This window comes from Streptomyces sp. NPDC016851, assembly GCF_055562795.1.
Map to the genome: position 1 here is coordinate 1 of NZ_JBVHEP010000029.1, position 14,257 is coordinate 14,257.

10 protein-coding genes are annotated in these 14,257 nt (G+C 70.0%); 7 read left to right on the forward strand and 3 right to left on the reverse strand.

Going from position 1 to position 14,257, the window contains the following annotated elements; translation table 11 throughout:
• Positions 1-321: 321 nt before the first annotated feature.
• The 6 genes from ACZ3I3_RS34600 (at position 322) to ACZ3I3_RS34625 (ending at position 8,872) form a co-directional block, all read left to right on the forward strand.
• A complete protein-coding gene (locus ACZ3I3_RS34600; protein ID WP_467371740.1) occupies positions 322-1,533 on the forward strand; it encodes an ROK family transcriptional regulator in 1,212 nt (403 codons plus the stop codon).
• A 133-nt stretch (positions 1,534-1,666) separates the two neighbouring features.
• Entirely contained in the window at positions 1,667-2,767 is a 1,101-nt protein-coding gene (locus ACZ3I3_RS34605) for an ABC transporter substrate-binding protein (RefSeq protein WP_467371742.1), read from the forward strand.
• A 188-nt stretch (positions 2,768-2,955) separates the two neighbouring features.
• On the forward strand, positions 2,956-3,747 hold the full coding sequence (locus tag ACZ3I3_RS34610; protein WP_030244550.1) for an ATP-binding cassette domain-containing protein: 792 nt from the start codon (positions 2,956-2,958) through the stop codon (positions 3,745-3,747).
• Complete coding sequence (locus tag ACZ3I3_RS34615; RefSeq protein ID WP_467371550.1) at positions 3,744-5,036, forward strand: sugar ABC transporter permease; 1,293 nt, start codon at positions 3,744-3,746, stop codon at positions 5,034-5,036. Before ACZ3I3_RS34610 ends, ACZ3I3_RS34615 begins: the two co-directional genes overlap by 4 nt.
• Before the next feature lie 255 nt (positions 5,037-5,291).
• Positions 5,292-7,223 carry a 1-deoxy-D-xylulose-5-phosphate synthase gene (gene dxs, locus ACZ3I3_RS34620; RefSeq protein WP_467371552.1) on the forward strand — a complete coding sequence of 644 codons (1,932 nt, stop codon included), beginning with the start codon at positions 5,292-5,294 and terminating at the stop codon, positions 7,221-7,223.
• A 149-nt stretch (positions 7,224-7,372) separates the two neighbouring features.
• On the forward strand, positions 7,373-8,872 hold the full coding sequence (locus tag ACZ3I3_RS34625) for an amino acid permease (RefSeq protein ID WP_467371554.1): 1,500 nt from the start codon (positions 7,373-7,375) through the stop codon (positions 8,870-8,872).
• A gap of 459 nt (positions 8,873-9,331) precedes the next feature.
• Here the strand turns inward: ACZ3I3_RS34625 and ACZ3I3_RS34630 are convergent, their stop codons facing one another.
• The gene (locus tag ACZ3I3_RS34630) at positions 9,332-9,703 is read right to left on the reverse strand and encodes a PIN domain-containing protein (protein ID WP_467371555.1); all 372 of its coding nucleotides are present in this window, start codon (positions 9,701-9,703) and stop codon (positions 9,332-9,334) included.
• An 83-nt stretch (positions 9,704-9,786) separates the two neighbouring features.
• Between ACZ3I3_RS34630 and ACZ3I3_RS34635 the strand changes: the two genes are divergently transcribed.
• On the forward strand, positions 9,787-10,803 hold the full coding sequence (locus ACZ3I3_RS34635; protein WP_467371557.1) for a PLL family lectin: 1,017 nt from the start codon (positions 9,787-9,789) through the stop codon (positions 10,801-10,803).
• A gap of 105 nt (positions 10,804-10,908) precedes the next feature.
• On the opposite strand, the gene ACZ3I3_RS34640 is transcribed toward ACZ3I3_RS34635, so the two are convergent.
• The gene (locus ACZ3I3_RS34640; RefSeq protein ID WP_467371559.1) at positions 10,909-13,038 is read right to left on the reverse strand and encodes a 3-hydroxyacyl-CoA dehydrogenase NAD-binding domain-containing protein; all 2,130 of its coding nucleotides are present in this window, start codon (positions 13,036-13,038) and stop codon (positions 10,909-10,911) included.
• The gene (locus ACZ3I3_RS34645; RefSeq protein ID WP_467371561.1) at positions 13,035-14,252 is read right to left on the reverse strand and encodes a thiolase family protein; all 1,218 of its coding nucleotides are present in this window, start codon (positions 14,250-14,252) and stop codon (positions 13,035-13,037) included. The genes ACZ3I3_RS34640 and ACZ3I3_RS34645 overlap by 4 nt, the downstream gene beginning before the upstream one ends.
• Positions 14,253-14,257: the final 5 nt, after the last annotated feature.

Here is a 14,257-nt window from a genome sequence, read left to right on the forward strand (position 1 = left end):
CGCAGCGGTTGGCGCGTCAACGGACGGTTAGTCGGTACGCAACCCCATCGCGCCGTTCCGAGGACGGACACCCCCCGGCGCGGCCCCGACCCACCGCACCCCGGTAGGCGCTACGCGAACCCCCACCGAACCAGCCACAGGCCGCCGCAGGCACCCCCGCCCAACCGCCGGAGGCACTCGTAGCCCTCCGCGACCACCCGCACACACCGAGGAATCGGCTCAACCTCTTGACGGGAGGCAACCCGAACGGCTCAGCTTAGAGTTCACTAGTTGGACATGGACGGGGCCTCATCGATGCGGCCCCGCGCGCAGGAGGTCGTCGTGGAGACTCCGGGGTCGCAGTCGTCGCTGCACCGAGCCAACCTGGAGCGGGTCGTACGAGCCGTGCGCCTGGCGGGCTCCCTCACCCAGGCCGAGATCGCCCGGACGACGGGCCTGTCCGCCGCGACGGTGTCCAACATCGTCCGGGAGTTGAAGGAAGGCGGCACGGTCGAGGTCACACCCACCTCGGCGGGCGGCCGCAGGGCCCGCAGCGTGTCCCTCAGCGGGGACGCCGGCATCGTCATAGGGGTCGACTTCGGCCACACCCACCTGCGCGTCGCCATCGGCAACCTCGCCCACCAGGTGCTCGCCGAGGAGTCCGAGCCCCTCGACGTCGACGCCTCGTCGACCCAGGGCTTCGACCGGGCGGAACAGCTGGTCAGCCGGCTGATCGAGGCCACCGCCGTCGACCGCACCAAGATCGCCGGCGTCGGCCTCGGCGTGCCCGGCCCCATCGACGTCGAGTCCGGCACCCTCGGCTCGACCGCGATCCTCCCCGGCTGGACGGGGACCAAGCCCGCCGAGGAGCTCCACGGCCGCCTCGGCGTCCCCGTGCACGTGGACAACGACGCCAACCTCGGCGCCCTCGGCGAGATGGTCTGGGGCAGCGGCCGCGGCGTACGCGACCTGGCGTACATCAAGGTCGCCAGCGGTGTCGGCGCCGGCCTGGTGATCAACGGCAAGATCTACCGCGGTCCGGGCGGTACCGCAGGAGAAATCGGACATATTACACTCGACGAATCCGGCCCCGTCTGCCGCTGCGGAAACCGCGGCTGCCTGGAGACCTTCGCGGCCGCGCGCTACGTGCTCCCGCTCCTCCAGTCCAGCCACGGCACCGACCTGACGATGGAAGGCGTCGTACGGCTCGCGCGGGACGGAGACCCGGGCTGCCGTCGGGTGATCGCCGACGTCGGCCGCCACATCGGCAGTGGAGTCGCCAATCTCTGCAACCTGCTGAACCCGAGCCGCGTGGTCCTCGGCGGTGATCTCGCCGAGGCCGGTGAGCTGGTGCTCGGGCCGATCCGGGAGTCCGTCGGCCGCTACGCCATTCCGAGCGCGGCACGCCAGCTGTCCGTTCTCCCCGGGGCGCTCGGCGGCCGTGCGGAGGTGCTCGGAGCGCTCGCGCTGGCCCTCAGCGAGATGGGTGATTCAACCCTTTTGGACGGGACCGCCGTCGGGGCACTGCAGGCGGCGACCCCTGCCTTCACTTAGAGAACGGATGGCACCGTTGCCATCTCGTTAAGGATTTACTTCTTGACGTCGCACGTGTGGCCGAGTTGACTTCCAGCCACCTCGGCCGCAATGTCGCGGCCTCGTCAGGGAGGTTTCTGAAGTGAACACGCGTATGCGTCGCGCCGCTGTTGCGATTGCCGCCGGTGCGATGGCCGTTTCGCTTGCTGCCTGTGGCAGCGCCAAGGAGTCGGGCGACAACGCCGACTCCACGGGGTCCGCCAAGAAGGGCGACGACATCAAGGTCGGCCTGCTCCTTCCGGAGAACGCGACCGCCCGTTACGAGAAGTTCGACCGGCCGCTCATCCAGAAGAAGGTCAAGGAACTCACCAACGGCAAGGGCGAGGTCGTCTACGCCAACGCCAACCAGGACGCCGCCAAGCAGAACCAGCAGGTCGACACCATGGTGTCGAACAAGGTCGATGTGCTGATCGTGGACGCGGTGGACTCCAAGGCCATCGCCGGCTCGGTGAAGAAGGCCAAGGACCAGGGCATCCCGGTCGTCGCCTACGACCGCCTGGCCGAGGGGCCGATCGACGCCTACACCTCGTTCGACAACGAGACCGTCGGCAAGACCCAGGGCGAGGCCCTGCTGAAGGCCCTGGGCGACAAGGCCAAGGACGGCCAGATCGTCATGATGAACGGGTCGTCCACCGACCCGAACGCCGCCCAGTTCAAGAAGGGCGCGCACTCCGTCCTCGACGGCAAGGTGAAGATCGGCCGCGAGTACGACACCAAGGAGTGGAAGCCGGAGAACGCCAACGCCAACATGGAGGGCGCCATCTCCGCCCTCGGCAAGGACAAGATCGTCGGCGTCTACTCCGCCAACGACGGCATGGCGGGCGGCATCATCACGGCCCTGAAGGCCGCCGGCATCGCCGACATCCCGGTCACCGGCCAGGACGCCGAACTCGCGGGCGTGCAGCGCATCGTCACCGGTGAGCAGTACATGAGCGTCTACAAGCCCTACCCGCAGGAGGCGGACGTCGCGGCCGAGATGGCCGTCGCCCTCGCCCAGGGCAAGTCGCTCGACTCGATCGCCAAGGACAAGGTCGACAGCCCGACCACCAAGGCCATCCCGTCCGTCCTGGTCCCGGTCGTCTCGCTGACCAAGGACAACATCAACGACACCGTGATCAAGGACGGCATCTACACCGTGAGCGAGATCTGCTCCGGCAAGTACAAGGCCGCCTGCGACAAGATCGGTCTCAAGTAAGCAGCCACGAAGTCCCCTGAGGGGCACGGGAGTCCGAACCGGGCTCCCGTCACCCCCGTACGGGACCCGCTGCTCCTGAGTTCCTCCGGCGCCCCGCCACACCAGCCCCGCAAGCTATGCGGGGCGCCGGAGTGATCACTCCTCCCACACTTCTGCACAACCTCCCGCCGGGTCAGGCGGCGAAGGAGATGGTTCACGTGTCCGCTACGCCCGTGCTGGCGTTGCGCGGGGTCTCCAAGCGGTTCGGTGCCGTACAGGCGCTCACCGACGTAGAGCTTGAGGTCCACGCCGGTGAAGTGGTCGCCCTGGTGGGCGACAACGGAGCCGGAAAGTCCACGCTGGTCAAGACGATCGCCGGCGTGCACCCCATCGATGAGGGCGTCATCGAATGGGACGGCAGGTCCGTCCAGATCAACAAACCGCACGACGCCCAGAACCTGGGGATCGCGACCGTCTACCAGGACCTCGCGCTGTGCGACAACATCGACGTCGTCGGCAACCTCTACCTGGGCCGGGAGATCCGCAAGCGCGGTGTCCTGGACGAGGTGGAGATGGAGCGCCGCTCCCGCGAGCTGCTCGACACGCTGTCGATCCGCATCCCCAGTGTCCGCATCCCGATCGCCTCGCTCTCCGGCGGCCAGCGCCAGACCGTGGCGATCGCCCGGTCCATGCTCGGCGAGCCCAAGCTGGTGATCCTCGACGAGCCCACCGCGGCCCTCGGCGTCGAGCAGACCGCGCAGGTCCTCGACCTGGTCGAGCGGCTGCGCGAGCGCGGTCACGCCGTGATCCTCATCAGCCACAACATGGCCGATGTGAAGGCCGTCGCGGACAAGGTCGCCGTGCTGCGCCTCGGGCGCAACAACGGCGTCTTCGAGGTCAAGTCGACCTCGCAGGAAGAGATCATCTCCGCCATCACCGGCGCCACCGACAACGCCGTGACCCGCCGTGCGGCGCGCACGAACGGGGAGGGTTCCAAGTGAGCATCGACAAGACCTCCGCGGCTCCGGACGACCACGTCGTCGAGAACCCCGAGGCGGCCAAGGCCGCCGTCACGGTCGTCGACCCCCGGCTGCTCGTGCGCGAGCAGGGGCTCGCCGGCTACGTCACCGAGTTCAAGCGCAAGATGAAGTCCGGCGACCTGGGCTCCATCCCGGTCGTCATCGGCCTGGCGATCATCTGGATCATCTTCACGAGCCTGAACTCCAACTTCCTCACCGCGGGCAACCTGTCCGACATGTCCGTCGCCATGGTCGGCACGGGCATGATCGCCGTCGGCATCGTGTTCGTGCTGCTGCTGGGCGAGATCGACCTGTCGGTCGGCTCGGTCAGCGGTGTCGCGGGTGCGAGCTTCGCCGTGCTGAACGTCACCAACGGCATGAACGAGTGGCTCGCCTTCGTGCTGGCCATCGTCACCGGCACGGTCGCCGGCGTGCTGCACGGCTTCTTCTTCGCGAAGATCGGCGTCCCCGCGTTCGCCGTGACCCTGGCCGGTCTGCTGTTCTGGAACGGCTTCATGCTCCAGATCCTCGGCGACAACGGCACGATCAACCTCGACCCGGACGGGGTCGTGGCCCAGCTGACCAGCTACTACTTCTCCGACGTGGCCGCCGCCTACGGCCTGGCCGCCGTGGTGACCGCCGGGTTCTTCCTCAGCTCCTTCCTCGGCAACCGGCGCCGCGAGGCCGTCGGCGTGCCGTCGCGGCCGCTGAGCGAGACCATCGTGCGGACGGTGCTGCTGGCGATCGTCTCGTTCGCCGTCGCCATCGTCTTCAACCAGTACAAGGGCCTGCCCCTGGCCGTGGTGATCTTCATCGTGGTGCTGCTGGTCACGGACTTCGTGCTGCGGCGCACGGCGTACGGGCGGAAGGTGTTCGCGCTCGGCGGCAGCGTCGAGGCGTCGCGACGGGCCGGCATCAACGTGGAGATGGTCCGGATCTCGGTGTTCGCGATCTCCGGCACGTTCGCGGCGGTCGGCGGCCTGTTCATCGCGTCGAAGATCGCCGCGGCGAACCAGGGCGCCGGTGGCGGTGACCTGCTGATGAACGCGATCGCGGCCGCGGTGATCGGCGGTACGTCGCTGTTCGGCGGTCGTGGCCGCACGTGGAACGCGCTGCTCGGTGTGCTGGTGATCGTGTCGATCCAGTACGGGCTCGCCCTGGAGGGAATCGCCTCTCCGGTGCAGTACATGATCACCGGTGGTGTGCTGTTGGCCACGGTCGTGATCGACGCGGTGACGCGCAAGACGCAGAAGACCGCGGGGCGCGCGTAGCGCCGTAGGGCTGCGCCGGGTCGCCGGCCGCGGGTGCGCTGTGGCTCGTCGCGCAGTTCCCCGCGCCCCTCGGGGACATGACTGTGCCCGGCACCGTGAGGTGCCGGGCACAGTTGTGTCGTAGGTGTGGCACAAGTTGGGTACAGCCGAATGCGTGACGAATGACGCACGGCCTCGGCGCAGTCCTCAGGGGCGGAACATTAGACTCGACAAGCCCGGCAACTGCTCGAACAGCTCTACTGCAAGGAGGCACGGGTGCCGCTGCTGACCCGTATCAGGGGACCGCGCGATCTGGACCGGCTCAGCCTGGAAGAGCTGAACCAGCTGGCGGAGGAGATCCGGAGCTTCCTTGTCGAAGCGGTCTCCAAGACCGGCGGTCACCTCGGCCCCAACCTCGGCGTGGTGGAGCTCACCATCGCCCTGCACCGGGTCTTCGAATCGCCCAAGGACAAAGTGCTCTGGGACACCGGACACCAGTCCTACGTGCACAAACTGCTCACCGGCCGTCAGGACTTCTCGAAGCTGAAGATGAAGGGCGGCCTGTCCGGCTACCCCTCGCAGGGCGAGTCCGAGCACGACATCATCGAGAACTCGCACGCCTCGACCGTCCTCGGCTGGGCCGACGGCATCGCCAAGGCCAACGAGCTCCTCGAGCGCGACAGCCACGTCGTCGCCGTGATCGGTGACGGGGCGTTGACCGGCGGCATGGCCTGGGAGGCGCTGAACAACATCGCCGACGCCAAGGACCGGCCCCTCGTCATCGTCGTCAACGACAACGAGCGGTCCTACGCGCCGACCATCGGCGGCCTCGCCAACCACCTCGCGACGCTGCGGACGACGGACGGCTACGAGCGGTTCCTGGCCCGCACCAAGGAGGTGCTGGAGCGCACCCCCGTCGTCGGCCGCCCGCTCTACGACACGCTGCACGGCGCCAAGAAGGGCCTCAAGGACTTCATCGCCCCCCAGGGCATGTTCGAGGACCTTGGCCTGAAGTACGTCGGCCCGATCGACGGACACGACCTGGAGGCCCTGGAGTCCGCCCTCGCGCGGGCCAAGCGGTTCGGCGGGCCGGTCATCGTGCACTGCCTCACCGAGAAGGGCCGCGGCTACCAACCCGCCCTCCAGGACGAGGCCGACCGCTTCCACGCCGTCGGCAAGATCCACCCCGACACGGGCCTGCCGATCGCCTCCTCCGGCGCCGACTGGACGTCCGTGTTCGGCGAGGAGATGGTCAAGCTCGGCGAGGAGCGCGAGGACATCGTCGCCATCACCGCCGCCATGCTCCAGCCGGTGGGCCTGGAGAAGTTCGCCAAGCGGTTCCCCCAGCGGGTCTACGACGTCGGCATCGCCGAGCAGCACGGCGCCGTGTCCGCCGCGGGCCTGGCGACGGGCGGCGTGCACCCGGTGTTCGCGGTGTACGCCACCTTCCTCAACCGCGCCTTCGACCAGGTGCTGATGGACGTGGCCCTGCACAAGTGCGGGGTGACCTTCGTCCTGGACCGGGCCGGTGTCACCGGCACCGACGGGGCGTCCCACAACGGCATGTGGGACATGTCGATCCTCCAGGTCGTGCCGGGGCTGCGGCTGGCCGCGCCGCGTGACGCCGACCAGGTCCGCGCGCAACTGCGGGAGGCCGTCGCCGTCGACGACGCGCCGACCGTGGTCCGCTTCTCCAAGGGCGCCGTCGGCCCCGCCGTTCCCGCCGTGGGGCGCGTCGGCGGCATGGACGTGCTGCGCGAGCCCGGCACCGACCGGCCCGACGTGCTGCTGGTCTCCGTCGGCGCCCTCGCGCCGATGTGCCTGGAGATCGCCGGCCTGCTCGACAAGCAGGGCATCTCCACCACCGTCGTCGACCCGCGCTGGGTCAAACCCGTCGACGAGGCCATGGCCCCGCTCGCCGAGCAGCACCGCGTGGTCGTCACCGTCGAGGACAACAGCCGGGTCGGTGGTGTCGGTTCGGCGATCGCGCAGGCGCTGCGTGACGCGGGCGTCGACGTGCCGCTGCGCGACTTCGGCATCCCGCCGCGCTTCCTCGACCATGCCTCGCGCGCCGAGGTCATGGCCGAGATCGGCCTCACCGCACCCGACATCGCCCGGCAGGTGACCGGGCTGGTCGCCAAGCTGGACGGCCGGTACGAGCGCTCCGCGGCCGACGCCGTCGACTCCGTGGAGCCCGCGCGCGACTGACTGACGTCCCGGTACCGCTGAATGGGCCGGTTCCGCCACCGTGAAGGGTGGTGGAACCGGCCCATTGGCGTGAATCCGTCCGTGCCGGGGCATACGAACGGTGCCACCTCTCGATCATGGCGAGGACGACGAGCGTGGGAGGTAACCCCGTGAGCAGTACCCTCTTCCGGACGAAGAAGGTCGAGCAGTCCATCCTCGACACCGAGGAGCCAGAGCACGCGCTCAAGAAATCCTTGTCCGCGCTGGATCTGACCGTCTTCGGCGTCGGCGTGATCATCGGCACCGGCATCTTCGTCCTCACCGGAACAGTCGCGAAGAACAACGCCGGGCCCGCGACGGCTCTGGCCTTTGTCGCGGCCGGCGTCGCGTGCGCGCTGGCCGCGCTCTGCTACGCCGAATTCGCGTCGACGGTCCCGGTCGCCGGGTCCGCCTACACGTTCTCGTACGCCTCCCTCGGTGAGCTGCCCGCCTGGATCATCGGCTGGGACCTGGTCCTGGAGTTCGCGCTCGGTACGGCGGTGGTGGCCGTCGGCTGGTCCGGCTACATCCAGTCGCTCATGGACAACGCGGGCTGGGAGATGCCCGCGGCCCTGGGCAGCAGAGAGGGCTCCGACGTCTTCGGCTTCGACATCCTCGCCGCCGCGCTCGTCCTCGTCCTCACCGGCATCCTCGTCCTCGGCATGAAGCTGTCCGCGCGGATCACGTCGCTCGTCGTCGCCATCAAGGTGACGGTCGTCCTCGTCGTGATCATCGCGGGGGCGTTCCTCATCAAGGGCGAGAACTACGACCCGTTCATCCCGAAGGAGCAGCCCGTGGAGGCCGGGGCGAGTCTCGACTCCCCGCTGATCCAGCTCATGTTCGGCTGGGCGCCCTCCAACTTCGGTGTGATGGGCATCTTCACCGCCGCCTCGGTCGTGTTCTTCGCGTTCATCGGCTTCGACGTCGTGGCCACGGCGGCGGAGGAGACCCGGAACCCGCAGCGTGACATGCCGCGCGGCATTCTCGGCTCGCTGCTCATCTGCACCGCGCTGTACGTCGCCGTGTCGATCGTCGTCACCGGCATGCAGCACTACAGCCGGCTGTCCGTCGACGCGCCGCTCGCCGACGCGTTCAAGGCCACGGGGCATCCCTGGTACGCGGGGTTCATCAGCTTCGGCGCCGCGGTCGGTCTGACGACGGTGTGCATGATCCTGTTGCTCGGGCAGACCCGGGTGTTCTTCGCGATGAGCCGTGACGGGCTGCTGCCGCGGTTCTTCTCGCACGTCCACCCGCGGTTCAGGACCCCGCACCGGCCGACCATCCTGCTGGGTGTGGTCATCGCGGTGCTGGCCGGCTTCACTCCGCTGACGGAGCTCGCCGCCCTGGTGAACATCGGCACGCTGTTCGCCTTCGTCGTGGTCGCCATCGGTGTGCTCGTCCTCCGCAGGACCCGCCCCGACCTGCACCGGGCCTTCCGTACCCCCTGGGTGCCGGTCATCCCGATCCTGTCGGTGTGCGCCTCGCTGTGGCTGATGATCAACCTGCCCGCCGAGACGTGGGTGCGGTTCGGCATCTGGATGGCCGCCGGGTTCGTCGTGTACTTCCTGTACGGCCGCACGCACAGCCGCCTGGCGAAGGGCGAAGAAACCAGGCCCGAGCAGACGCTCTAGCCTCCGGCGGTTGGGCGGGGGTGCCTGCGGCGGCCTGTGGCTGGTTCGGTGGGGGTGCGCCGCTTGCGCCTGCGGCCGGGTGGTGGGTCGGGGCCGCGCCGGGGGGTGCCCGTCCTCGGAACGGCGCGATGGGGTCGGACACCGACTAACTCGCGTTGACGCGCCAACCGCTGCGGGCGGACACCCCCCGACACGTCCCCTTCCGTGCGTACGCGGGTGCGGGCGCGCCTAGCTGCGGGCAGTCGTGCCGCTGGGGCGGCACGGGTGGGCGCAGCGGCACCCCGCTCCGCCGGGCTGCGCAACGCCCCGCCCCGGGCAGCCGCGGGCAGCACCCCGCAGCGCCGAGGTTGGGCAGCGTCCCGCACCCCGGGCAGCCGCGGGCAGCACCCTGCGGCGCCGGGTTGGGCAGCGCCCCGCGCCTGGGCAGCCGCCGGCAGCAGCCCGCAACAAAGCCCGGCCCTACGGCCGTACCGACCGCGGCCCCGTCACCTCCGCCCCCAGCTCCCCGACCCGCCTCCGCAGCTCCCGGTCCGCCGTGACCACCAGCACCGGGCGCACCCCGGCCCCGGCGACCACGTCCACGATGTGATCGTCCCCGCTGCCCGCCGCCGACTCAACCCGCACCCCGGCCACGGACTCGACCCCCTTCGCCGCCCCCTCCACCACGAGCACGACCTCCACAGGCCCGTCCACCCCCGGCACCCCGTCCGAGGCCAACCGGTCCCGCAACCGCTCCGCCGCCCCCTTCCGGTCCCGCCACCAACCGTCCGGCACCGACCCGACGACATTCGCGGCGTCGACGACGACAAGCAGGGGAGCGTTGCTGTTCATGTCGTCAGGGTCGCACGGCGGATCCCGGCCAGGCAGGGGGGCGGGCGGGGCGGCCGGCCGACCCGCCCGCGTAAAGTGAACTGGTGAACGGCGACTGGCTCATCCGCGGCCGTGACGGCCGCCTCACCGTCTACCTGCCCTCCGGCGACGCCGTCCTGTGCCGTGCGGAACGCGCCCCCGCCGGCTCGTGGGACGCCCCGCGGACCGTCGGCGGCGATCAGAAACTGCACCCGGGCGCCGCGGTCGGCCAGGGTGCCGACGGCTACGCCCATCTGGCCGCCTGGCGGCCCACCGTGCCGGGCGAGTCGGGACTCGTGCACTCCACCCACTTCCGCCCCCGGCTCGCGCCCCTGGACTGGGTCCCGATCGGCCACCCTGACAAGAAGGGCGACCGGACGGGCCCGCCGGCCGTCGCCGTGGACTCCGCGGGGCGCGCCTACGTCTTCGTCCGCAACAGTGGCGGCGGGGTGAGTCTGCGCAACCAGAAGGTGAAGGGCGGCTGGGGGCCCTGGCAGGACCTCGAGGGGCACGACGTCGAGGGGGAGTTGGCCGCCGTGACGGGGGAGTCGGGGCTGGTCGAGGTGTACGCGGCCGTGCCGGGCGGGATCGTCCACTGGCGGCAGGAGGAACACGGAAAGACGCCGGTGCGGACCGAGGGCGTGGAGGTGGCGGTCCGGGCGGGGACGCTTCGGGCCCTTTCCACGTCCGCCGAGCACACCACCCTCTTCTTCACGGACATCTCCGGCGACCTGTGCGCCTGGCGCCCGGGGGAGAAGCCGGTCACGCTCATCGCCTCCGCCGGGCCGGGGCCCGTGTCCGCCGTGCGCTGTGAGATCGAGGGGCACGACTGCACCGTGCTCGCCCAGCGGTCCTCGAGCGGCCGGGTCGCCTTCGCCGCCTATCCGACCGAACTGGAGTCCGCCGGCGCCTGGTGGACCGAGTCCGGCCCCCAACTGCCCGCCGGCGCCACGGTGTCGCTGGCGCTCGACGAGCACGACGAGGTCGTCGCGGCCTCCCTCTCCCCGTCGACCGGGCAGCTGCTGCTCACCCGCCGCAAGGACGAGCCGGGGCTCGCCCTGGAGGCCTGGCGGGAGATCTGACACCCCGTTCCTTCCGATGCCTCGTCACTTAGCCGTGGCGGCATGCGGAAGGGGGCGGGGCGTACGGTAACGATCCGGACGCCCCGCCCCCTCAGGGGTTACGCGTTACGCGGGGACGCTCGCCACGCCCTGCGCCAGGAACCTCTTGCCGTTGACCCGCTCGGAGACGCCCTCGCGGTCCAGGTACGGCGTGATGCCGCCCAGGTGGAAGGGCCAGCCGGCGCCCGTGATGAGGCACAGGTCGATGTCCTGCGCCTCGGCGACGACGCCCTCGTCGAGCATGAGCCCGATCTCCTGCGCCACCGCGTCCAGGACGCGGTCGCGGACCTGCTCCTCCGTCAGGACGCTGTCGCCCTGCTTCAGCAGCGCGGCGACCTCCGGGTCCAGCTCGGGCTTGCCGCTGTCGTAGACGTAGAAGCCGCGCTTGCCCGCCTCGACGACCGCCTTGAGGTTCGGGGAGACCGTGAAGCGGTCCGGGAACGCCTTGTTGAGCGTCTCGGAGACGTGCAGGCCGATCGCCGGGCCGACCAGCTCCAGGAGGACCAGCGGCGACATCGGCAGGCCCAGGGGCTCGACCGCCTTCTCGGCGACCTCGACCGGGGTGCCCTCGTCGATGACGTTCTGGATCTCGCCCATGAAGCGGGTCAGGATGCGGTTCACGACGAACGCCGGGGCGTCCTTGACGAGCACCGCGGTCTTCTTCAGCTTCTTGGCGACACCGAACGCCGTGGCCAGGGAGGCCTCGTCGGTCTGCTCGCCGCGGACGATCTCCAGCAGCGGCAGCACGGCGACCGGGTTGAAGAAGTGGAAGCCGACGACCCGCTCGGGGTTCTTCAGCTTCGAGGCCATCTCCGACACCGACAGCGAGGAGGTGTTGGTGGCGAGGATCGCGTGCGCCGGGGCGACCGCCTCGACCTCCGCGAACACCTTCTGCTTGACGCCCATCTCCTCGAACACGGCCTCGATGATGAAGTCCGCGTCCGCGAAGCCCTCGGCCTTGTCCAGGACACCGGTCACCAGCGCCTTGAGGCGGTTGGCCTTGTCCTGGTTGATGCGGCCCTTGCCGAGCAGCTTGTCGATCTCGGCGTGGACGTAGCCCACACCCTTGTCGACGCGCTCCTGGTCGATGTCGGTCAGCACGACCGGCACCTCCAGGCGGCGCAGGAACAGCAGCGCGAGCTGGCTGGCCATCAGACCGGCGCCGACGACACCGACCTTGGTGACCGGGCGGGCCAGGTTCTTGTCCGGGGCACCGGCCGGGCGCTTGCCGCGCTTCTGCACCAGGTTGAAGGCGTAGATGCCGGCCCGCAGTTCGCCGCCCATGATCAGGTCGGCGAGCGCCTTGTCCTCGGCGTCGTAGCCCTGCTGGAGGTCGCCGTTCTTGGCGGCGGCGATGATGTCCAGCGCGCGGTAGGCGGCCGGAGCGGCGCCGTGCACCTTGGAGTCCGCGATGAAGCGGCCCTTGGCGACAGCCTGGTCCCAGCCCTCGCCGCGGTCGATCACCGGGCGCTCGACCTCGATCTCGCCCTTGAGGACGGAGGCGGTCCAGATCAGCGACTGCTCCAGGAAGTCCGCGCCCTCGAAGAGCGCGTCGGCGATCCCGAGCTCGTAGACCTGCTTGCCCTTGAGCTGCTTGTTCTGGTTGAGGCTGTTCTCGATGATCACCGAGACGGCCTTGTCGGCGCCGATCAGGTTCGGCAGCAGCGTGCAGCCGCCCCAGCCCGGGACCAGGCCGAGGAAGACCTCGGGGAGCGAGAACGCCGGGAGGGCCGCGGAGACGGTCCGGTAGGAGCAGTGCAGACCGACCTCGACACCGCCGCCCATCGCGGCGCCGTTGTAGTACGCGAAGGTCGGCACGGCCAGCTTGGACAGCCGCTTGAAGACCTCGTGGCCGCCCTTGCCGATGGCGAGGGCGTGCTCGTGCTCCTTGAGGATCTCCACGCCCTTGAGGTCGGCGCCGACCGCGAAGATGAACGGCTTGCCGGTGATGCCGACGCCGACGATCTCGCCGTCCGCGGCCTCCTTCTCCACCTGGTCGATCGCGGCGTTCAGGTTCGCCAGCGAGGCCGGGCCGAAGGTGGTCGGCTTGGTGTGGTCCAGGCCGTTGTCCAGGGTGATCAGGGCGAAGCGCCCGGCACCCGCGGGGAGGTCGAAGTGGCGTACGTGCGCCTGCGTGACGACCTCGTCCGGGAACAGCTCGGAAGCCTGCTTCAGAAGCTCGGCGGTGGTGCTCACTTGTCCCCCTCGAAGTGCGGGTTCTCCCAGATGACCGTCGCGCCCATGCCGAAGCCGACGCACATGGTCGTCAGGCCGTAGCGGACGTGCGGCTGCTCCTCGAACTGGCGGGCCAGCTGCGTCATCAGACGGACGCCGGAGGAGGCCAGCGGGTGGCCGAAGGCGATGGCGCCGCCGTACTGGTTGACGCGCTCGTCGTCGTCGGCGATGCCGTAGTGGTCGAGGAAGGCCAGGACCTGGACGGCGAAGGCCTCGTTGATCTCGAACAGGCCGATGTCGGAGATGGACAGGCCGGCCTGGGCCAGCGCCTTCTCCGTCGCCGGGATCGGGCCGTAGCCCATGACCTCCGGCTCCACACCCGCGAAGGAGTAGGAGACCAGGCGCATCTTCACGGGGAGGTCGTTCTCCCGCGCGAACTCCTCGGAGGCGATGACCGAGGCGGTGGCGCCGTCGTTCAGACCGGCCGCGTTACCGGCGGTGACCCGGCCGTGGACGCGGAACGGGGTCTTGAGGCCCTGGAGGTTCTCCAGGGTCGTGCCCGGGCGCATCGGCTCGTCGGCGGTGACCAGGCCCCAGCCCGTCTCACCGGCCTCGGGGGAGGTGCGGCGCACCGAGACCGGCACCAGGTCGGCCTGGATCTTGCCGTTGGCGTACGCCTTGGCGGCCTTCTCCTGGGAGCGCACGGCGTACTCGTCGGCGCGCAGCTTGGTGATCTGCGGGTAACGGTCGTGCAGGTTCTCCGCGGTCATGCCCATGAACAGGGCCGACTCGTCGACCAGCTTCTCGCTGACGAACCGCGGGTTCGGGTCGACGCCCTCGCCCATGGGGTGACGGCCCATGTGCTCGACACCGCCGGCGATGGCGACGTCGTAGGCGCCGAAGGCGACGGAACCGGCGACCGTGGTCACGGCCGTCAGGGCACCGGCGCACATGCGGTCGATGGAGTAACCCGGGACCGACTGCGGCAGACCGGCGAGGATCCCCGCGGTACGGCCGATGGTGAGGCCCTGGTCGCCGATCTGGGTGGTCGCGGCGATGGCGACCTCGTCGATCTTCTTCGGGTCGAGGCCGGGGTTGCGGCGCAGCAGCTCCCGGATCGCCTTCACGACGAGGTCGTCGGCACGGGTCTCGTGGTAGATGCCCTTCGGGCCCGCCTTGCCGAACGGGGTGCGGACGCCGTCTACGAAGACGACGTCCCTGACGGTACGAGGCACGATGG